This is a genomic window from Xanthobacter sp. ZOL 2024, assembly GCF_052932325.1.
In genome coordinates, this window is sequence record NZ_CM128808.1 from 4220600 (window position 1) to 4240755 (window position 20156).

Consider the following 20156-nt stretch of genomic DNA (forward strand, 5'->3'; position numbering starts at 1 on the left):
CTGACATACGTCTGAAATCCGCCTGAAATTTCACCTTGAAGACATCAGAAATTTAGCTTTGTCTATTATCTAATTCCGGAACGGGAGCGAACCCTCGCCCACGGGCCGGAGCCGGACTGCATCACGCACGCACCCGAGGTTCCATGCTCGCGCAGCAGATCGTCAACGGCCTCATGCTCGGGGCCATCTACATGCTGATGGCGGTGGCGTTCACCCTCGCCATCGGCGTGCTGAACTTCCTGAACTTCTCCCTGCCGGGCCTGTTCATGCTGGGCGGCATGCTGGCCTACGGCTTCATCACGCTCGGCTTTCCCGTCATCTTCGCCTTCGCCGCCGCGCTGGCCGCCGCCGCGCTGGTGTCGCTGCTGGTGGAGCGCTTCGCCTACCGGCCCATGCAGGGGGGCGATCCGGAAGTGCCGCTGGTGTCCTCCCTCGGCTTCCTGGTGCTGCTCGAAAACCTGATGCTGATCTATTTCGGCTCCGATCAGCAGGCCTTCCCGGCCCTGGTGCCGGACCTGAACCTGCGGTTCGGCGGCCTCGTCATCGGCATCGCGCAACTGGGCTCGCTGGTGCTCTCGGTGCTGCTGGTGCTGTGGCTGTCCTGGTTCCTCTCCTCCACCTCCACCGGCCGCTGCATCCGCACGGTCGCCGAAAGCCGCGATACGGCGGTGCTGATGGGCATCGACACCGGACGCCTGGTGCCGCTGCTGTTCATCGCCTCGGCGCTGCTGGCGGCAATCGCCGGCCTGCTGTTCGCTGTGAACTATCAGCAGGTTTCCCCCTTCATGGGCGAAGGCGTCGGCTTCAAGGGGGTCGCCGCCATGATCGTCGGCGGCATGGGCTCCATCTGGGGCGCGGTGCTGGGCGGGCTGCTGATCGGCCTCGCCGAGGTGCTCTCCATCACCTTCATCGGCGCCGACGTGGTCAACATCACCGTCTATGGGCTGCTGCTCTTGATCCTCATTGTCCGTCCGCAGGGCCTCATCGGTCGCCCCGCCACCCGGGAGAAGCTGTGATGAGCGGTTATCTCACCGGCGTTCTCGTCGTCCTCGCCTTCAACGTCATGGCGGCCTATGCGGTGTATCTGCCGCTCGCCGCCGGCCAGCTCAACCTCGGCATCGCTGGCTTCATGGCCATCGGCGCCTATGCCTCCGCCTTCCTCACCAATGAATATGCCTGGCCCATGTGGGCGGCCATTCCGGTGGGCTCGGCGCTGGCCGGCCTCACCGGGCTCGTCATCGGCATTCCGGTGCTGCGCACCCATGGCATCTATCTCGCCATGGCCACCTTCGCCCTCGGCCAGGTGATCTCCGCCATCTTCCTCAATCTCGAAGTGGTGGGCGGCGCCGCCGGCTATCCGGTCAGCGATTATGTGGGGCCGAACGGCGTCTTCCTCGCCGCCGCCGGGGTGGTGGTGCTGATGCTCTACCTCTCCCGCACCCGCTTTGCCCTCTATCTCACCGCGGTGAAGAGCGACCCCACGGTGGCGGACCTGCTGGGCGTCTCGGTGCGCGGCATCCAGGTGGCGGCCTTCGCTCTGGGCGCGGCAGTGGCGGGCTTCGGCGGCGCCTTCTACGCCCACCATTACAATTTCGTGGAAGCCCAGCACTTCAACGTGCTGCTCTCGGTGTTCACGGTGCTCTACGTGCTGTTCGGCGGCACCCAGACCGTGTGGGGCCCGCTGGTGGGCGCCGCCTTCTTCACCCTGGCGCCGGAGCTGCTGCGCGCCTCCGACCAGTGGCGCTACGCTTTGTTCGCCATCTTCATCATCGTGTTCATGGCGATCCGCCCGGAAGGGCTCGTCACCACCTCCCTGCTGCGGTTCCGCCGGCGCAAAAGCGCTGATGGCGCGGAGGCCGCGTGATGACCGCAGCGCTCTCCATCCAGGGGCTCACCAAGTCCTTCGCCGGCGTCAGGGCCATCCGCGATCTCTCGTTCGAAGTGCCGAAGGGGGTGACGACCGCCCTCATCGGCCCCAACGGGGCGGGCAAGACCACCGTGTTCAACCTGGTCAGCGGCGTCTATGGCGTCGATGCCGGCACCATCACGGTGAACGGGGTGGACGTGACCCACATGCCCTCGCGCAAGCGCATCGGCACCGGCATCGCCCGCTCGTTCCAGAACATCCGCCTCATGGCGCACCTCACGGTGCTGGAGAACATGCTGGTGGGCCAGCATGTGCGCAACGCCTCCCTCGGCGCCCTGCTCACCCCCTACCGGCTGTTCCCCAACCATCGCTGGAAGGTGGAAGCGCGGGAAGCGCTGGCGGAAAGCGGGCTCGAGGCCTGGGCCGACGAGACCGTGGGCGCCCTGCCCTATGGCGTTAGGAAGCGCATCGACCTGGTGCGCGCGACGCTGGCCGGCGCCAGCCTGCTGATGCTCGACGAGCCCGCCGCGGGCCTCAACCCGTCCGAGACCAATGCCTTGCGCGAGCATCTGAAAGTGCTGATGGGCAAGGGCATTACCCTGCTGGTGGTGGAGCACGACATGCACTTCGTGAACAGCATCTGCCAGAACGTGGTGGTGCTGAATTTCGGCGAGAAGATCGCGGAAGGCCCGCTCTCCAAGGTCCGGCAGGATCAGAAGGTGCGCGAAGCCTATATCGGCTCGGAGGAGGCGTGACATGGCGCTGCTCGACGTCTCCGGCATCTCCGTCTCCTACGGCCGCGTGAACGCCCTCACCGACGTTTCGCTGCAGGTGAACGAGGGAGAGATCGTGACCGTGCTGGGCGCCAATGGCGCCGGCAAGTCCACTTTGCTGAAAGCGGTTCTCGGCGCGGTGCCGGTGAAGGGCGGCGGCATCACCTTCGCCGACACCGACATCACCCACGCCGCGCCCCATAAGCGCATCGGCGAAGGTCTAGTGCTGGTGCCCGAGGGGCGACGCATCCTCATCTCGCTGACGGTGGAGGAGAATCTGCGGCTCGGCGCCCACATGCGCCGCGACGGCACCGCCATCGCCCGCGAGATGGATGCCATCTACGCCCGCTTCTCCAACCTCGCCGAGCGGCGGAACATGCTGGCCTCCTGCCTCTCCGGTGGCGAGCAGCAGATGCTGGCCATCGGCCGCGCCATGATGGCCAAGCCCCGGCTGATGATGTTGGACGAGCCCTCCCTCGGCCTCTCGCCGCTGTTCGTCTCCAAGCTGTTCGACCTCATCCGCGAGCTGAACCACGACGGCCTCGCCGTGCTGCTGGTGGAGCAGAACACCGGCAAGGCGCTCTCGGTGGCCCATCGCGCCACGGTGCTGGAGCTGGGCCGGGTGACCATGGCGGGCGACCCCAAGGCGCTCGCCGCCGACCCCGCCCTGCAGGCCGCCTATCTCGGCACCGGCGAGGCGAGCCCCGCCTGAACCCCTGTCGTTCCGGCCGGGCCACACCCGGGCGGCACGGCCCAATGCTCGACAATCTTCCAGAGGAGTTGGGACATGAAGAAGCAGGTCCTGTTGGGTGCCACCATGCTGGCGGCGCTGTTGACCGCCGGCGGCGCGCGGGCCGAGGACGAACTGGTCCTCGGCTACATGATGGCCAAGAGCGGCCCTTATGTGAGCCTTGCCAACACCAATGAAATCGCCGTCGACATGGCGGTCGAGGAGATCAACGCCAAGGGCGGCATCAACGGCCGGAAGATCAAGGTGGTGAAGTTCGACACCGCCGGCGATCCCAAGCAGGCCACCACCGCCGTGCGCTCGTTCGCCAAGGATGCCGGCGCCCTGGCCGTGATCGGCCCGTTCTCCTCCTCCGAGGTGCGCACCACCTTCCCGGTGGGTGAGCGCGAGGGCATTTCGCAGATGTCCATGGCCTCCTCCGCCCCCGGCCTCACCAAGGGCTTCACCTACGGCTTCCGCAACACCACCGACGAAGGCAAGGTGATCGACCAGGTTCTGGCGGCCATCAAGGACAAGAAGCTGCCCATGGCCTCGGGCGCCGCCGCTTATGCCACCGACGACGTGGTGTCCAAGTCCGTCGGCACCAAGGTGGTTCCGGCCGAGTTCGAGAAGTACGGGATTCCCCTGAAGGGCTCTGTGGACTTCCAGCTGGCCGCCTTCGACCTGTCGCCCCAGGTGGCGCAGCTGAAGCAGATCAACCCCGACATCGTCGGCCTCGGCTCGCCGCCGGAAGGTGCCATCAACCTCGCCAAGGAGCTGAAGCGCCAGGGTGTCTCCACCCGCATCATCGGCGGCACCAACATGGCCGATCCCGAGCTGCCCAAGCGCATGGACGGCGCCGGCGAGACGCTGACCATCGGCACCACCTTCTTCGGCGAAGCCAATGACAAGACCAAGGCCTTCGCCGACGCCTTCGCCAAGCGCACCAAGGCCGCCGGCCTGCGCACGGACCCCAACCAGATGGACGCCTCGGTCTATGACATCGTCTATCTCTACGCCGAGGCCATGAAGCGCGCCGGCGTGACCGGCGACAAGGCCAAGGTGGCCGAAGAGCGCACCGCCATCCGCGATCAGCTGTCCAAGCTGAAGGATTATCCGGCGATGGAAGGCTCCATCTCCTTCACCGACGGCGATGCCGTGAAGCCGGTCTATGTGATCGAGGTGAAGGACGGCAAGTGGACCTTGCTCGACACGCGCCTGCCGAACTGAATTTGGCAGCGCCAGGGACCGGCGCCCCATTCTGCCCCTGACCTGGGGCGCCGGTTCCCCCTGTGACTTCATAGACGACCAGTTCGAGGAACTCTGATGTCGGGCACTGCCCTCACCTTCACCATCCACGCCGACGGTCGCAGCATCGAAGAGACGCTGCTGATCCGCACCGCTGTCATCGCCGGCTGGACCGGTCGCGACAAGGCCGCGCTGGAAAAGCACATCGCCGAGTTGGAAGCCCTCGGTGTACCGCGCCCGGCCTCCACCCCCATCTATTACCGGGTCGCGGCCGCCCGCCTCACCAGCGCCGAGGCCATCGAATGCACCGGCACGGACTCCTCCGGCGAAGTGGAGTTCGTGGTGGTGGCCGCCAATGGCCGGCGCTATCTCGGGGTCGGGTCCGACCACACCGATCGCAAGGTGGAGACCTACAACGTCACCGTCTCCAAGCAGCTGTGCGACAAGCCCATCGCCCCCGAGCTGTGGGACCTGGAAGAGGTGCTGCCCCATTGGGACCAGCTGGTGCTGCGTTCCTATGCGGTGTTCGAGAGTGGCCGCGCGCTCTACCAGGAAGGCACCGTGACCGCCATGCTGCCGCCCCTGGAGCTGCTGGCCGGCTACTCCGAGCCCTTCGAGGCCGGCGCGGTGATGTATTGCGGCACCCTCGCCGCCCACGGCGGCATCCGTCCCGCCCTGCGCTTTGAATATGAGCTGGAAGACCCGGTGCTCGGCCGCACCATCCGCCACGGTTATGACGTGGCGACGCTGCCGGTGGCAGGGTAAGGCTTACACGTCAACGGCATGCCGCCCAGACCCTGGGCGGCCATCCACGGCCCGGAGGGGCGAGCAAGATGCAGATCGAAAGTCCGGAGCGCCCGTTCGCCGCCACCGAAGAGGGGCTGAGCCTCACCGAGGCGCCGGCCCCGGTGCGCTCGCTGCGGGACGAGGCCTACGATCTCATCAAGGCGCGCATCATCATGTGCGTGTTCCGTCCCGGCGAGGTGTTGAGCGAGGCGGCGGTGTCCGCCTCGCTCAACATCGGCCGCACGCCGGTGCGCCAGGCATTCGACCGGCTGATGCGGGACGGGCTGGTGGAGGTGCTGCCCCGCAAGGGCATCGTGGTGCGCCCCATCACCCAGGATGAGGTGCGCGACATGGTGGACGTGCGCCTGCTCAATGAGTGTTTCTGCGCGCGCCTCGCCGCTGAGCGGGCCGAGCCCAGCCACCTGGTGGCGCTCTCCACCAACGTCGCCCTGGGCGCCGAAGCCGCCGCGGAGCGGGATGTGGCCACCCTGATGGCGCTCGACCGCGAATTCCACGCCATCGTCTCCGCCGCCGCCGGCAATCCGGTGCTGGCCGAGATCCTGCGCAACCTGCATGAGAAGGCACAGCGGGTGTGGTTCGTCTCCCTGCGCGCCCCCGAGCATCACCGCCGGGTGGTGGAGGAGCACGCCGCCATCGTCGAGGCCCTGCGCGCCCATGATCCCGATGCGGCGGAAGCCGCGGTGCGCGCCCACATCCGCTCTTTCGCCGACAATCTGAACCGCCAGCTCTGATCCGGCGCACGCACGCGGCGGCACAGGCCCGGGCCAGAGCCCGGGCCTTTTTGCATCAGGCCTTCAGCAACGCCTCGACGCCCGCCGCCAGGGCCAGCAGCTCGCCATCGCGGCCACCGGCCGCCGCCAACATCAGCCCCACCGGCGCCCCACCGGGGCCGGCCAACGGCAGCGACACGGCGCAGCCGTCGATCATGTTGATGAGGGTGGGGTTGCGCAGGGCCGCGAGATTGGCCTTGCCATAGGCCGCGTCATCGGTCGCGAGATCGGCGATGCGTGGCGGCAGAATGGGCGAGGTGGGCAGCACCAGCGCGTCGAACGGCGCGAGCCGCGCCATGGCCTGCGCCACCAGCGCGTTGCGGGCCGCCACCAGGTCGAGATAATCCGCCGCCGACTGCTCGGCACCACGGCCGATGCGCACCGCCACCCGCGGATCATAGGCCCCCGCCTTCTCGGCCAGAAGCTGGCGATGCACCGCATAGCTCTCGGCGGCGGTGAAGCCGCCCTTGGCATTCATGGGCGCCACATCGGCAAATTCCGGAAACGGCGCGGAGGTCACCACCGCGCCCGCCGCCGTCAGCCGGGCAAGCGCCGCCTCGAAGGTCGCGGCCACGTCCGGCTCCAGGCCGTCGAGGGCGACGGTGGTTGGCACCAGCAGCCGCAGGCCGGCCACCGGGCGGGCCACCAGTTCCGCCGCCTCATCGCCGGCGAGAATGGCATCGAGGCTGGCGCAGCAGGCCACCGAACGGGCCAGCGGGCCGACGCTGTCGAGGCTGCCAGAAAGCGGAAACGCGCCCTCCTTCGGCACCCGGCGGGCGGTGGGCTTGAAGCCGGTGATGCCGCAGAAGGCGGCCGGGATGCGGCAGGAGCCGCCGGTGTCGGTGCCCAGCGCCGCATGGGCCATGCCATCGGCCACCGCCACCGCCCCGCCCGAGGTGGAACCGCCCGAGACGCGGCCCACGGCGCGCTCGAACGGCGCGCGGGGATGGCCATAATGGGGGTTCATGCCAAGGCCCGAATAGGCAAACTCGGTCATGGTGTTGCGGCCGATGACCACGAACCCGGCCCGGCGCAGGCGGGCCACGGCCGGGGCGTCCCTGGTGGCGGGCGGCGCATCGGCCAGCACCTTGGAGCCGGCGGCGGTCACCTCGCCGGCCACGTCGAACAGATCCTTCACGCCGATGGGAATGCCGGCGAAGGCGGAAGGCGCGGCGCCGGCCCGGCGCAGGCCGTCCTGGGCATCGGCAGCGGCCAGCGCCGCTTCGGCGTCCACCTTCACGAAGGCGCGGGCACCCTCGCCGGTGGGATCAGAGATGCGCGCGAGGCAGGCTTCGGTCAAGGCGCGGGAGGTGGTGCGGCCGGCGGCGAGATCGGCGGCGAGATCCGCCAGGGTCGGGCCGCTCAGGGGAGCGAGCAATGGCGAGGAAACGGGAGATTGGGACATAGGCCACCACATGCAAAGGCCCGCCCCGTGGGAACGGAGCGGGCGCCATGGAGGATCAGACGATCAAACCGGATCGTAATAGTGGATTTCGAGCAGCATGCAGCCCTTTTCAGACTTGAACGGGCCATGGAAGGCGCCCGGGGGCCGCACCGCATAGGTGAAGGGCTGGAACGCCTCGCCACCCTGGCCCTTGTCGTCATTGCCCACCGTCAGATCACCGGAGAACAGGAACACCTCTTCCCAGTAATCGTGCACGAACGGGGCCGTGGTGTACTCACCCGGCTGGAACCGCAGGATGCGGGTGCGCGAGCCGGTCTTGGCGGTCTCGTCGAGCGCACCGGACAGGATCTTCTGCTGGATACCCGGCGGGTAGCCCGGGGGCACCTCCCAGCCGGTGGAGAGATCGACGGCACGAAACTCGTCGTGAATCTTGGGGTTGGCCATGCGGGGCAGTCCTCTTCTGGAATGGTGCTGTGTCGTCACTCGGCGGCGCGGGCGGGGGCTTCCTTGACCTCGTCGGAGAGCTGGTAGCTGTCCAGCATGCGGTCGAGCAGGTTGCCGGCGCCGGCCCAGTCATAGGTGCGGAAGGAATGGCCCTTCACCACGAAGCTCGCGCCCGCATAGAACATCTCGTACTGGGCGTGGCGGGAGGCGAATTCGGAGCCCACCGCATCCCACGCCAGCTTGTAGAACTTCACCTTGTCCTCGGCATTGGCGGCCGGAGACTGCTGGGTCTTGCGGATCAGCTCGGCCAGTTCGGGATTCTCGAAATCATGCACCGAGGAGGGCAGCATGATCATGCCGCCGCCAGCCAGTTCGCGCAGGGTGGTGATGACCTTGCCGTAGAGCTGCTGGGCCAGGGTCTGCGCGGCATAGAGGGTGTGGCGGTCGGGCACGAAATAGGGGCCGTAATGGGTGCCCTTGGCCTCCATGGCGGCGACGAAGGCATCCACCATGCCGGCCTCGGCGGCCAGCTGCCCCAGGGTCTCGCGCACCTGCGGAAAACCGATGATGCCGTTCATGTCGGCGATGCGGCGGGCGATGCCGAGCAGGAAACGCATCTTCACCGAGAGACGGATCTGCGCCTGGTAGTTCTGGTAGACGTGGGCCGGAGTGGCGTGGAACTGGTTCAGCGTCATGGCGCGGTCGTCCACCACGAACACCCGATCCCACGGCACCTTCACGTCGTCGAAATAAAGCACCGCGTCGTTCTCGTCGAAGCGCGACGACAGCGGGTTGTCGAACACCGAGGGGGCGCCCGCCTCATAGGACTTGCGCGAGAGGATCTTCAGACCCTTGGCATTCATGGGAATGGCGAAGGAGAGCGCGTATTTCTCATCGCCCTCCGGCAGCGGCTGGATGCAGGTGACGAACACCTCATTGGCCATGATGCCGCCGGTGGCCAGCATCTTGGCGCCGCGCACGGTGATGCCCTCGGCATCGCGATCGACGATGGCGGTGGAGAGGAAGGGATCCTTCTGGTCCGCCGCGCTCTTGGAGCGGTCCGCCTGCGGGTTGATGATCACATAGGTCAGGTAGAGGTCATTGTCGCGGGCATAGCGGTAATAGTCCGCCAGGGCGCCGGCGCGGGCCTTGTCATAGGCCTCGAACTTGTCGAGCCCCATGTACATGCCGGCGATGCAGGAGGCCACATGGTCCGGCGCGCGGCCGAGGAAGCCGCCGTGCAGTTCGGTCCACGCCTCCAGGCCCTTGCGGCGGGTCACCAGCTCGTCATAGCTGGTGGGCAGCTGCCAGATGCGGTTGGCGCGGGTGCCGGTATCGGTGGCGAACGTCATCAGCTCGCGGTTTTCCGGCGCGCTCTGGAAATCGAACATGCGCGCCACCGAGGCGACGGCGCGGCCAAAAGCGGCATCGGTGGTCACGTCCTGAACCACCTTGCCGTCGAGATACACCTGCCGGCCATCCTTGAGGCTCTTGGTGTGTTCGGCTCCGGTCTTGATCATCTGGAAGGTCCTTTGTTGTCCGGTTCGGCGCGCGGGCGGAAGCGTCTCACGACGCCAAAGCGTGCTCGAAGCGTCTCACGACGCCAGGGCGTGGTAGCGGCCGCGGAAGAAGATGAGGGGCGCGCCCGGGTTCGGCGTCGACACGCGCAGCACCCGGACGATGAAGATCTCGTGGTCGCCGCCGTCGTGGCGGGCATAGGGCACGCATTCGAGATGGGCGATGGCGTCCTTCAGCAGCGGCACGCCATTGAGGCCCTCGTGGTGCTCCACGGCGGCCCATTTGTCCTCCAGCGCCCGGGCGAAGCGGTTGGAAAGCTCCTCCTGCCCGTGGCCCAGCACATTGATGCCGAAGCCGGTGGCCGCACGCAGCGCCGGCAAGGAGAGCGCCCGCCGGTCCACCGAGAACAGCACCAGGGGCGGATCGAGCGAGACGGAGTTGAAGGAGCTCATGGTCATGCCCACCCGCTCGGGCCCGGTGCCCGGCGCGGTGATGACCGCCACCCCGGTGGCGAACTGCCCCAGGGCCTGGCGAAAGGTGCGCGACTCGAGCGGCGGAAGATCCGCCGCGGACAGATCCGGTGACGACATGACGGCCACTCTCTGGAACAGGTGTTATTAGCTTTGTTAGAAAGCTAATTCACGCTCCGACTTCCGTCAAGCGCCGCGCCGTCGACTTTGGTCGAACCCGGCCGCGGATCGCGGCGCCCCAGCCCCTGGCGCCACGGGATCAGCGCGCGCTGGCCGTAACGGCGCACGGGAGCTGCCGGAGCGTGGCGACGATCAGGAGAGGATGTGGGAGAGGGGCGGCCTTGCCGCGCTAGAGCCGGTCCAGGGCGGCGGCCAGTACCCGCGGATCGCAGCGGGATTCGTCATTGCGGCGCAGGATGACCCGGATCATGTCGTCCTGGGGTCGCACACCCTCCATGCGCAGCGCGCGCTTCTCCGCGGCCGCGGCCACCGCGCCGGCGACGATGTCGTCGATCTTGCGTCCGCCGTCCGCCTCATAGGCGAAGCGCGCCAGCGGGGCGGCGCGGCGCCCGCCCACCGGCTCCATCAGCACGCAGGCCACCGGCAGTGGCGTGGCGGCGAAGGCGTCCAGCAGGCCCTCGCCCCAGCCCATGCTGCGGGCCATGGCATCGGCCAAGGGTTCGGCGCTGCGCGGATCGAGGGAGGCGGAGACCTCGAACACCACCTCATTGGCGCCGAGCTGCCGCGCCTGCGCGCTCGCCCCCTTCAGCCGGTCGCGGATCTCCCTCATGACGCTCGCCGCCATGCGCCCATCGGCCGCCAGGAAGGCGCCGGCGCGTTCCTGGGTCAGGGTCACCACCACCTGCGGCCGGGCGGCGCGGTCCACCGTCACGGCCGCCGCCGGCGGGGCGGCGGGCAGCGGGGCCGCGGGCGGCGTGGGGGGACGCTCGGCCAATTCCTGCCGCAGCGCATCGCGCTCCGCCCGCAATTGCTCGTACTGGGCCTTGGTGTAGTCGAGATCGAGGGCGGTGGTGGCCACCACCTGCCGCGCCTCCGCGTCGCGCACATGGCTGCCGGCGCCGAAGATGGCGAGCAGCAGCACCGACATGGCGAACAGCGAGAACACCAGATCGGTGGCCGGCGTGTAATCGTCCGCCGGCTCCGCCTCCCACGCCCGCCGCGCCATGGCTCAGCCCCCCATCCAGGCGAGCAGCCGCCCGCCGAGGCCGCTCGCGCTCGCCACCACCACGAGCGCAGCCGCCCCGGCCACGAGGCCGACCGCCAGCAGCCAGAAGCCGAGCCGCCGGGTCACCGCGTCCTGGCGGTCCACGCTCGCCTCCATACGCTCGGCAAGGGTGGCATCGCGCCCGGCCTTGAACTCGCCCACCAGATGCCCGTCGAGATCCTTCACCGCCTGCAGCAGCGTCTCGGCAAACCGCTGCTGCGCCGCCGCCATGCTGGCGCCGAATGCCCCCAATGCGTCCGCGGCCTGGGCCAGCGCGCCGGCCGCCGCCTCCTGCCGGCGGACCGCATCAGCGAGCCGGGCGCTCACCTCGTCCATGCGCTCCGCCGGGCCGGAGAGCAGCGCCCCCATGTGGGTGGTCGCCTGCTCCACCACCCGGGCGCCGTCGCGGATGTCATCGGCGGTGTCGAGGATGGCCTGGCGATGATCCTTCAGACTCACTTCCAGCTTCTTCAGGTCGTCGTCGCGCATGGCGAGCCGGCAGATGGCCTGATACTCGCTGCCCACCTGATACAGGGTGTCCACCAGCCGGTTCTCGGCGGACCGGAGCGCCCCGGCGATGACCTGGAACACGATGGCCGCGCCCAGGCCGGCGATGGACGAGGAAAAGGCGAGGCCCAGGGACAGCACCACCGCACGGATGGAGTTGCGGATGTCGCTGGCCCCCAGCACGTCGCCGGACATCATGCCCGACACCCCCTGCAGCGACGCCACGATGCCCACGAAGGTCACGAGGATGCCCAGCCGCACCCCCAGCTGCTGGGCATCGCGGATGCCGGCGGAGCCGCTGAGCAACTGGTCGCTCACCCGCTCGGTGACCACCGCCAGCGGATCGAAGCGATGGCGCTCCGCGTCGTCGCGGATGATCTCCTGCATGCGATGGGTGGCGGTCTCGGCGAGGGGCACCCCCCTGAGCGCCGCCACCGGCGCCAGCAGGGTCTTGCGCCGGGGCCCGAACACATCGGCGTGGAACACCTCCTGATGGGCGGGAAAGGTCTCATGGAGCTTGTCGGCGAACTGCCCCAGCACATCGGCCTCGCGCTGCAGGCGCCCCACCCCGCTCAGCAGGTGCCAGCTGCCGTAAGCCCAGACGATGAGATAGATGGCGGCAGCGATGGCGAGCTTCCACGACGAGACTTCACCCAGGGTCGCCTGCAGCAGCCCCGGGGCGGCCAGCGCCAGCACGATCAGCCCCACCGCCACGCCGGCGCCCGCCAGGGCCAGCAGCGCGGCGGCGCTGATGAGCTCGAACCGGAAGCGCAGAAGGCCCAGCAGCCCCTCGCGCGTGAGCCCCCATTGAACGGAAAAACGGGCCCGACGCCGCTTGCCCCAGCGCTGTTCGGAATCCGCCGCGATCACGTCGACCATGGCCTCAGTTCCCCTCATCCACGGCATCGCTCGCCGCGTCCCCTTGCGGCGGCGTGACGATGACGTCGTCATCCTCGGCCGCGCTGAGAACGGCGCGCGGGGCGCTGCCGGCCTGGATGACGCGCTGCCCCTCCGAGAGCTGGCGGGTGATGGCGGCCTCGAGCTGGCGCTTGACGGCGTCATATGCCCGCCGGTCCGCCTCTACATTGGCATCATCGACGGTCGCGGCGCCGAACTGGCGGGCAAGCCGGGCCCCCAGCTGCGCCAGCTGCGCGCGCAGGGTCCCCACCTCGTCGTTGAACACCTGGATCTCCAGTTCCTGCAGCATTTCCAGCTGGCCCGCCGCGCGGCCGGTTGCGAGCTCCGCCACGCCATTGCGCTTCAGCGCCGCGGTCTGGGCCTGGGAATGACCCACCCGGGCGGTCTCCAAGGTCACCCTGAGGCCGTAGATCTCGCGCAGGCGCTGGGCGAGATAGGCTTCCAGCGCGCTGTACACCCCGTCATCGCCGGAGCGGCCAAGGGCCAGACGCTGTAGGGTCTCCGGCTGGTAATCGAGCAGGAACTCCTCCGTGGCGTCCTTGACCGATCGCTCCACCTCCGGCCGCGCGAGCCGCGCCGAGCCATTGCGGACAATCTGCGAATACTCGCCCGGCTCCAGCCCCTCCACCCGCAGACGCACATTGACCGGCACTAGCTGCGCCAGACTGCCGAGCCCATGGGGCACCACCTCGGCGGCCACGGAGATGGGGTCCAGCGCCACCGCCAGCCGGTGGAAATGCCCGACCCCGCTGTCCACCTTGCGGAAGGTGACCCGCACGGTTTCCGGCTTCAGCCGCGCGGTGAGCGCCGTTTCAGCGGCGGCAGCGAGGCGGGCGCCGATCATCGGCCCGCCGTCGCTGGGGCGCACCACGGCGCCGCCCCCCTCCTCGAACGCCGGCGCCTCCCAGGAGAGGAAATAATCGCCGGGGTTCACCTGGTTCATGGCTTGGTCGATGGCGTTGAGGGTCAAGGTGCCGATCAGCTCCCGGATACAATCCGAATAATTGCGGATTGCCTGCCCTGCCGGCGCCGACAGGCGCACCTCGTCGATCACCCGGCGCAGGGTGGCGAAGCGGATGTCCACGCTTACCCCCAGGCGACCCGACACCAGCGGGTCCCGGGTGCGGAAATCGTGCTCCCCCAGATCCACCGGCACGGTGGACAGCCAGATGTTCTCGGGAATGAGCGGCTGCACCAGGAACGGCATGATCTTCTGGCCGGTTTCCCGCGCCCGCTGGTGCAGCTGGTTCTCCAGATGCTGGCTCACCGCCGCCTGCTCGGCCACGTTCATGTCCTCGAAGTCGCGGGCGTGCATGGCGATGGCCAGGGCCTGCTCGGCCTCCTTGCGCAGCCAGTCCGCCCGGCTGCCGAGCTTCAGGGCGTGATAGAGGCCGGTGCCCTCGCGCATGAGGGTCAAGGTGGCCTCCACCCGAAAGCGGATCTGCCGGCCACCGCGCCCGTTCCAGACCAGATCGCAATTCACCTGCTCGGTCCGCTCGTGGAGCGGCTCCACCGGCTCCATCAGCACCTCGCGCACCCGGAACCCGGAGAGCTGGAGGGCATCGGTCAGGGTCTGCTGCAGCGCCACCTGCACCTTCGGCTTGTCGTACCAGACATCGTAAAGGGAGATGTCGGCCGGAAAATTGCTGCCGAGGCAGGCGCGCAGCCGCTGCTCCCGCTCGCGCCGATCCCGCGGCAGCGGCCGCTCGGTGGCGGATCCGGAGGGATCGAGCACCACCTGCAGACGCACCAGCGCCGACCAGTTGGGCGCGTCGAGGGTGCGCATCTCCTGGCGGATGTCCACCCGCCGCTCGTCACGGATCTCACCGGGGTCGGGGGAGTTGAAATAGATCTTCACCTCGAGCGCGCTGGCGCGGGCGATGCGCTCGGCCACCTTGCGCTGCCATTCCTCCGGCTCGGCGCCGATCTCCGCAAGCAGCCCCTCCGGCCCCTTGATGGCGCGCTCGCGCACCTCGTCGGCGAGCGCCCGCTCGACGATCTCGCGCAGGCGATCCCCCGGCGTCTGCATCGGCGCGGCGAGGGCGCGGACGATGTCGGCGGCCGGCCGCGATCGGGCGATGACGGAGAGGCGATAGCCCACCTCAACCTTCTCCGTGGTGGAGAAGATGCGCAGGGTCTGGCCCTGGTCATAGATGTCGACGGGGGTGTCGGTGACCACCCGGAAGATCAGCGTCCGCCGCAGCCCCAGCAGCCCGCCGGCGCGGCCCGGCCGGGGAATGACCTCCCCGGTCTTCGCGTTCAGATGCACATGGACGAGACCAGGGAGATTGGACTCATTGTCCACCTGGGCGATGATCGCGTCGATGGGATGGGCGAACTCACGGGGCGTGGCGGTCATCGGCGGCTGCCTGTCTGGGAGATGATATCAAGGCGGGAATGTTCGGCGGTTCGAAGCGCGCCGCCAGCGGACGCAGGCGGGCGCAGCGTTGCCTGTGGTAGAGCGCGGTGCGGACCATGCCGGCCCGCTCGAACTCGGCGAGAAGGCGGCCCGCGCCGGCCTGCAGCGCCCGGAAGGCCTGATGAATGGCCGCCAGCCGGGGCGCATCGAGCCCACCCACCAGACGATCCAGCACCGCCACGAAGCAGCGATCCTCCGCCCCGCCGGCGGCCAGCGGCGCGGCCGGCCACATGCGCAGCCGCCAGAACGCCAGCACCGCGGCCGGGTAGAGGTCGAGCAGCGGCAGCACCGACGCGCTCCGCGCCGGCGCGCCCACCGCCGCCAGCAGCGCCGTTGCCAGCTCCCGCTCGGGATCGCTGCCGGCGAAATTGGCGCGGCGCAGCTGATAGGCGCCGATCACCTCATCCCAGAACACGTGCCGCAGCCGCGCCTCGCCGCCGCGCAGGCGAACGCTCTCGTCGCTGGCGATGTCGTCATAGACGGCGTGGAAGCAGTCCCGCAGCCGCGCCGCCACATGGTCCAGCGGCACCAGCGCCGGGCTTTCGTCATAGCGGCCGGCCAGCGCCGTGATGTGGGACAGCCAGACCCGCGGCGGGCGGGCCATGAGCCGGCGCAGCAGCGCGCCGGCGCCGTCCCCATCCTCACAGAAGAAGCGGCGCGCCAGCACCGGCGCCGACGGCCGTGGCGCATCGAGATCACGCGGGCGCCAGGGAATCTCGGCGTTGGACAGATGATCATCGAGATAATGGGCCAGCGCCACCGCCGCCGGCGGCGCCTCCGGCAGCTGCGCCACCTGCCACACGCCATCGGCCCAGCGCTCCACCGGCGCCGCCAGATGGCCCGGACGGGATCCGGCGACCTGCAGCACATCGTTGAGCAGTTCCCGCAGCTCGCGCAGCGCCGCGCTGAACGCATCCCGGGTCACGCTGGAGAAGCGGCGCAGGGTCAGCTCCCCCACCACCCGCGCCGGCGGTTCCGGCTCGAACACCAGGAGATAGCCGAGCAGGATCCACAGCGCGTCGTCCTGCTCCGGCGCCCGCGGCCCGGCCATGCGGGCCAAGAGATCGAGAAACGAAGCCAGGAAGCCATCGGGTTCGGCGAGCCCCGTGCAGAAGCGCAGCAGCAGCACGCGCAGATGCAGGGCCCAGTCGTAGCCGTCTCCCGGGTCCTGCATGCCACCGAAAGCGGTGATCAGCTCCGCCGGCTGGACGAAGCCGGCATCGTAGAGGCTGCGCAGCAGATCCACGAACAGCAGCCGCAGCTTGAGGTTCGGCTCATCGGGCAGAATGCGGGTGACGGGCTCGGCCGGCTGGGCGCGGCCCAGCAGCCGGTCGGCGAAGGCCGCCATGCTCCACCCGTCGGCCAGCACCCGGGCCGGCACATCCACCTGCGCCAGCTGGGCGCCCGCCACCAGCCCTCCCTCGCCATTGCGACGCAGGCCGATGGTGCGTGGCAGATCGACCGCCAGGGCCTGGAACAGATCGGCCCAGCCGGGCGGCTGCGGCCGCGCCCGATACAAGCGCACCGCGTCTTCGCAGGCGTGGGCATGGGCTTGTGCCATCTCCGGCGGCAGCAGCGCCAGCGGCACCCGCCCTTCCGGCAACAGCCGTCGGGTCGCCTCGCGCAGCTCCGGCTCGGTGATGCGGCGGGCGAGCGCGAACACGGTGAGCGCCGTGCGCCCGATCTCGCCGCGCGTCTCGGGCTTTGAAAACTCCGCCATGATCGCGCGGATCAAGGCCTCGCCCTCCTCGCCCAGGGCGGAGCCCGTGGCGGCTGCGGCAATCGCCTCACGCACCTTTGCGACAAAGGCCTCGTGGCGCGGCAGCAGGTGTGGCACGCCATCGGCGAAACTCAATTCCTCCGCGCTCAAACGGTGGTGAAGCTGGCGTTCGTGGCTGAGTTCGAAGCCCGTGAGCAGGCATTCGGCGGCGTTCAGCTCGCCGCCCAGCTTGTGCCGAAGCGCCGCCGTGTCGAGCCCGTTGGCCCGCCCCACGCCCTCCAGCCAGGCCGCCGTCCAGGGCAGCCGCAGCGCCGTCGGGCACATCTCGAGCACATCGAGACCCATGTGCGGCGGCAGGCAGAGCACCTGCAGATACCGCGCCCCGACCCGCTCCAGCACCGGATCGAGCGCCTCCGTGCGTCCCCCCGGTCCCGCGCCGAGCACGTCGGCGAGATCGAACGGGGAGGCCCCGAGGTCGATCACGTCGACAAACAGATGCTCCGCTGCCGCGTCCCCGTCCCGCGCGGCATCGGGCTCGAGCACCTGGAGGATCGCCTGTTCCAGATCGCCGCCCGCGCCCGACCCATCGCTCCGCAGCCACAGCCGCGCGGGGGTGGCGGCCGCCAGCCGCGGCATCTGCGGCCCCATGCAGGGGCGGGTGACCACCGTCAGCACCCGTCCTTCCGCCACCGCCAGCTGCGTTGCGAAGAGCGCCATCGTCTGCGCCACGGACCAATCCACCACGGCGGTGGGGAAGCCCGGGTCGCGCACCGGCACGAAGCGGCCCAATCCCGGCTCGTCCAGCAGGCCCGGCTGCTCCGAGCGCCGCAGGAAGTCGCTTTCCGCGGCGGCGGGCTGATCCTTGGGGCGCTGCAGGGCATCGGCGCGCGGCGCGCCGGGCGGCCCCGGTGCGCCGTCGCAGGCGGTTGCTGCGGGGTGGGCCGGCATCTCAGGCGGCACGGCGTCGTTGAGCTCTTCAGGCATCGAACGCCAGCCGCATCACGGCGGGCCGGCCGGCCCGCTGGGTCACCGGCCGCACGGCGCCGTCGCCCAGGTTCTCACACAGCTGCATCCCAGGCCCCCCGCCCTCGCCTTCGGAACCGCGCTCCAGCCACTCGAGGCAGCCCTCCGGCGCCGGCCGCGGCGCGGCCACATCGCCGAACAGCCGCAAATCGGGCGGCAACCCGGCCAGCCGGTAGCGCGGCGCGGCGCCGAGCCGCGCCTCGAACGCCAGCAGTTCGGCGCTGGTGGGCAGGCGCAGAGGCCGGCCAAACGCCACCGAAAGCGTCTCCAGGCGGCGGTGCACCGCGGCCGCGTCGGGCAGATGGTCGGCCAGCTTCAGCCGGCCCCAGCCGTCGGACGCGAGCGGCAGGACGCCCACATAAGCGTGGCGCCCCGGGCGCGGCTCCACATGCCAAAAAGGCGGCTGATCGACCGCGCCGGGCCACGGGACATCCGGCTTCAGCCCCCGCCGCCCCACCGCCGCGCGCCAGGTGCCGCGCCAGCTTTCGGGACAGACGGCGGCATCGTGCAGCACCGGCAGATGCTGGATGAGGAAATCGACCAGGCTGTCGCGGGCGATGATCTTGCCCCACGCGACCCCGTCGCCACCGAGCCGGGACAGGCCGACCAGCAACGGCGCTCCGTCTTCGTCCTCGGCGAACACCGGTCCGCCGCTGAAGCCCCCGGGAGCCCCGAACGGCGCGACCAACTGTTCGTCGCGCCCCTCGGTGCGCTGGACCGTGAACAGATCCATGTCGCCACGGTGGCTGGTGGGGTGCAGGTCCGAGGTGGCGGTGCCAAGCGCCACCACCACTTGCTTCTGCACGCTCCGAGGCACGCCCGGCGGCAGCTCCATCCAGCGCTCGAACGGCTGCTCCAGCCGCAGCAGCACCAGATCGCGCGCCACGTCCTCGCTCTCCGGCACCACCCGTGCGGGCAGCCGCCGGGCGCCCTCGCCTGTACGCAGTTCCACCGTCAGATCGTCCAGGGCGATGCCGCTCTTCTCGCCCGCCGCCAGGCTGAGCACGTGGCGGCAGGTGACGGCATAGCGGTCGCCGACCAGCAGCGCGGTGCCCCAGCTCTCCTTTCCCCGCGGTGGCCGCACATGCACCCCGGCCACGTTCGGTGGCCGCCAGGCCTCGTCGCAGACCCGCGCGATGAAGCCGCTCATCCCGCCAGCCCTTCTTCCTCCGTGGCCTCCGGCGCGGCGAGAAGCGTATCGCGCTCCTCGTCGATCTCCACTTTCAGCCAATCGGGAATGAGGCGGTCGTCGAAGCGGTGGACCGCGGCCAGCAGGTGGGTGTTGAAGAGGTCCAGCACATAACGCGCCACCGGCTTGCCGAGGCGCGCATCGACTTGGCGGCCGGCGCCGGCCATCGCCTGATAGATCGCAAGCTCGATGTGGTCAGTGGCGCGGGACGCCACCTCCAGCGGCACGCGGATGCTCTCCGTCGTGCCCGGAATGCGCAATTGGTAGCGTCCATCGCCCAGCGCCTCGAACGCCTGCGCCACCGCCGGAGCGGTGTAGAGATCGGCGCGCAGGCGCGGCACGTCCGCCACCACCGCCATGGCATAATGCCCGTCGCGCCGCTGGCGCGCGCCCGGCTTGGGAGCACCGGACTTCGGCGCACGCCGGCCGGCGGCGGCGGCGCGCTGGGCGGCCCGTTCCTCCGCCTCCAGGAAGGCATCGCCGTCGGCGTCGTCATAATCCCAGAAGGCCCCGCTTTCGTGGGAAGCGACGCAGGCGCTCAAGGCCCGCTCGCTCATGAACAGGTTGGTGACGAGGCGATGCAGCCCGTGCACCGCCTCCACGTCGCTCAGCGCAGCGCGCGCCGCCGCCGATGCCGGCAGCGGCGGCAAGGCGAGCGCCTCGAACACGAAATCCTCGATCGCCTCCGCATAGCCCTGCACTGCGGCAGTCTGGAACCGGCGCTGAGCCGGCGGCAGGTTGGCCACCACCAGCGTGTGGCCGCGCTTCAGATCGTGGCGCTTGGCATCCGCCAGCTGCACCACGAATTCCTGGCGCCGCAGATTCACCCGACGGCGGGCGCCGGTGATGGGATCCTGCCGCAGGAAATCCCGATCGAGCGTGCGGCATTCCGCTGGAATCTCCGGGCCGAAACACCACACGCCCTGCTGTTGGACGAAGCTGGTCAAGGTGACCGGATTGACCATGCTATTGGCGCCGATCGGCACCGCCTGCCACGGGACCTGCACCGAACTCTGCTCCTCGAACGCCTCGCCCCCAACCTCGAACACACCCATCGCCGCCCTCACCGACCACCCAGGATCGAACATTTATTGAAATACACTTAAAGATTGTGCAAGATTAAACT

17 protein-coding genes are annotated in these 20156 nt (G+C 69.5%); 7 read left to right on the forward strand and 10 right to left on the reverse strand.

The annotated features are described in order from the left end of the window. The first annotated feature begins 143 nt into the window (after positions 1–143). From ACU4E7_RS19330 to ACU4E7_RS19360, 7 genes are all read left to right on the forward strand, one after another. On the forward strand, positions 144–1016 hold the full coding sequence (locus ACU4E7_RS19330) for a branched-chain amino acid ABC transporter permease (protein ID WP_238122952.1): 873 nt from the start codon (positions 144–146) through the stop codon (positions 1014–1016). Further along, positions 1016–1864, forward strand: a complete 849-nt coding sequence (locus tag ACU4E7_RS19335; protein WP_447019849.1) for a branched-chain amino acid ABC transporter permease — start codon at positions 1016–1018, stop codon at positions 1862–1864. Before ACU4E7_RS19330 ends, ACU4E7_RS19335 begins: the two co-directional genes overlap by 1 nt. Continuing rightward, a complete protein-coding gene (locus ACU4E7_RS19340; RefSeq protein ID WP_238122954.1) occupies positions 1864–2622 on the forward strand; it encodes an ABC transporter ATP-binding protein in 759 nt (252 codons plus the stop codon). The genes ACU4E7_RS19335 and ACU4E7_RS19340 overlap by 1 nt, the downstream gene beginning before the upstream one ends. Position 2623: 1 nt before the next feature. Beyond that, on the forward strand, positions 2624–3352 hold the full coding sequence (locus ACU4E7_RS19345; RefSeq protein ID WP_238122955.1) for an ABC transporter ATP-binding protein: 729 nt from the start codon (positions 2624–2626) through the stop codon (positions 3350–3352). 75 nt (positions 3353–3427) lie between these two features. Continuing rightward, positions 3428–4597 carry an ABC transporter substrate-binding protein gene (locus ACU4E7_RS19350; RefSeq protein ID WP_447019850.1) on the forward strand — a complete coding sequence of 390 codons (1170 nt, stop codon included), beginning with the start codon at positions 3428–3430 and terminating at the stop codon, positions 4595–4597. A 96-nt stretch (positions 4598–4693) separates the two neighbouring features. Continuing rightward, positions 4694–5380, forward strand: a complete 687-nt coding sequence (locus tag ACU4E7_RS19355; RefSeq protein WP_238122957.1) for a DUF2848 domain-containing protein — start codon at positions 4694–4696, stop codon at positions 5378–5380. Positions 5381–5448: 68 nt separating this feature from the next. Beyond that, positions 5449–6153, forward strand: coding sequence for a GntR family transcriptional regulator (locus ACU4E7_RS19360; RefSeq protein ID WP_238122958.1), 705 nt, complete (start codon positions 5449–5451; stop codon positions 6151–6153). A gap of 55 nt (positions 6154–6208) precedes the next feature. On the opposite strand, the gene ACU4E7_RS19365 is transcribed toward ACU4E7_RS19360, so the two are convergent. From ACU4E7_RS19365 to ACU4E7_RS19410, 10 genes are all read right to left on the reverse strand, one after another. Beyond that, positions 6209–7597, reverse strand: coding sequence for an amidase (locus ACU4E7_RS19365; RefSeq protein WP_447019851.1), 1389 nt, complete (start codon positions 7595–7597; stop codon positions 6209–6211). A 63-nt stretch (positions 7598–7660) separates the two neighbouring features. Further along, entirely contained in the window at positions 7661–8041 is a 381-nt protein-coding gene (locus ACU4E7_RS19370; RefSeq protein WP_238122960.1) for a cupin domain-containing protein, read from the reverse strand. 35 nt (positions 8042–8076) lie between these two features. Next, positions 8077–9561, reverse strand: coding sequence for a 4-hydroxyphenylacetate 3-hydroxylase family protein (locus ACU4E7_RS19375; RefSeq protein ID WP_447019852.1), 1485 nt, complete (start codon positions 9559–9561; stop codon positions 8077–8079). A 75-nt stretch (positions 9562–9636) separates the two neighbouring features. Continuing rightward, a complete protein-coding gene (locus ACU4E7_RS19380) occupies positions 9637–10149 on the reverse strand; it encodes a flavin reductase family protein (RefSeq protein WP_447019853.1) in 513 nt (170 codons plus the stop codon). 229 nt (positions 10150–10378) lie between these two features. Beyond that, positions 10379–11215, reverse strand: a complete 837-nt coding sequence (locus tag ACU4E7_RS19385) for a hypothetical protein (protein ID WP_447019854.1) — start codon at positions 11213–11215, stop codon at positions 10379–10381. A gap of 3 nt (positions 11216–11218) precedes the next feature. Next, positions 11219–12640, reverse strand: coding sequence for a hypothetical protein (locus ACU4E7_RS19390; RefSeq protein ID WP_447019855.1), 1422 nt, complete (start codon positions 12638–12640; stop codon positions 11219–11221). Between the two features lie 4 nt (positions 12641–12644). Beyond that, positions 12645–15038, reverse strand: a complete 2394-nt coding sequence (locus ACU4E7_RS19395; RefSeq protein ID WP_447019856.1) for a hypothetical protein — start codon at positions 15036–15038, stop codon at positions 12645–12647. Further along, positions 15019–17802, reverse strand: a complete 2784-nt coding sequence (locus tag ACU4E7_RS19400) for a hypothetical protein (protein WP_447019857.1) — start codon at positions 17800–17802, stop codon at positions 15019–15021. The genes ACU4E7_RS19395 and ACU4E7_RS19400 overlap by 20 nt, the downstream gene beginning before the upstream one ends. Continuing rightward, the gene (locus ACU4E7_RS19405) at positions 17795–18991 is read right to left on the reverse strand and encodes a S1 family peptidase (RefSeq protein ID WP_238122967.1); all 1197 of its coding nucleotides are present in this window, start codon (positions 18989–18991) and stop codon (positions 17795–17797) included. The genes ACU4E7_RS19400 and ACU4E7_RS19405 overlap by 8 nt, the downstream gene beginning before the upstream one ends. After that, the gene (locus tag ACU4E7_RS19410; RefSeq protein ID WP_447019858.1) at positions 18988–20085 is read right to left on the reverse strand and encodes a hypothetical protein; all 1098 of its coding nucleotides are present in this window, start codon (positions 20083–20085) and stop codon (positions 18988–18990) included. The genes ACU4E7_RS19405 and ACU4E7_RS19410 overlap by 4 nt, the downstream gene beginning before the upstream one ends. Between the last annotated feature and the right edge of the window lie 71 nt (positions 20086–20156).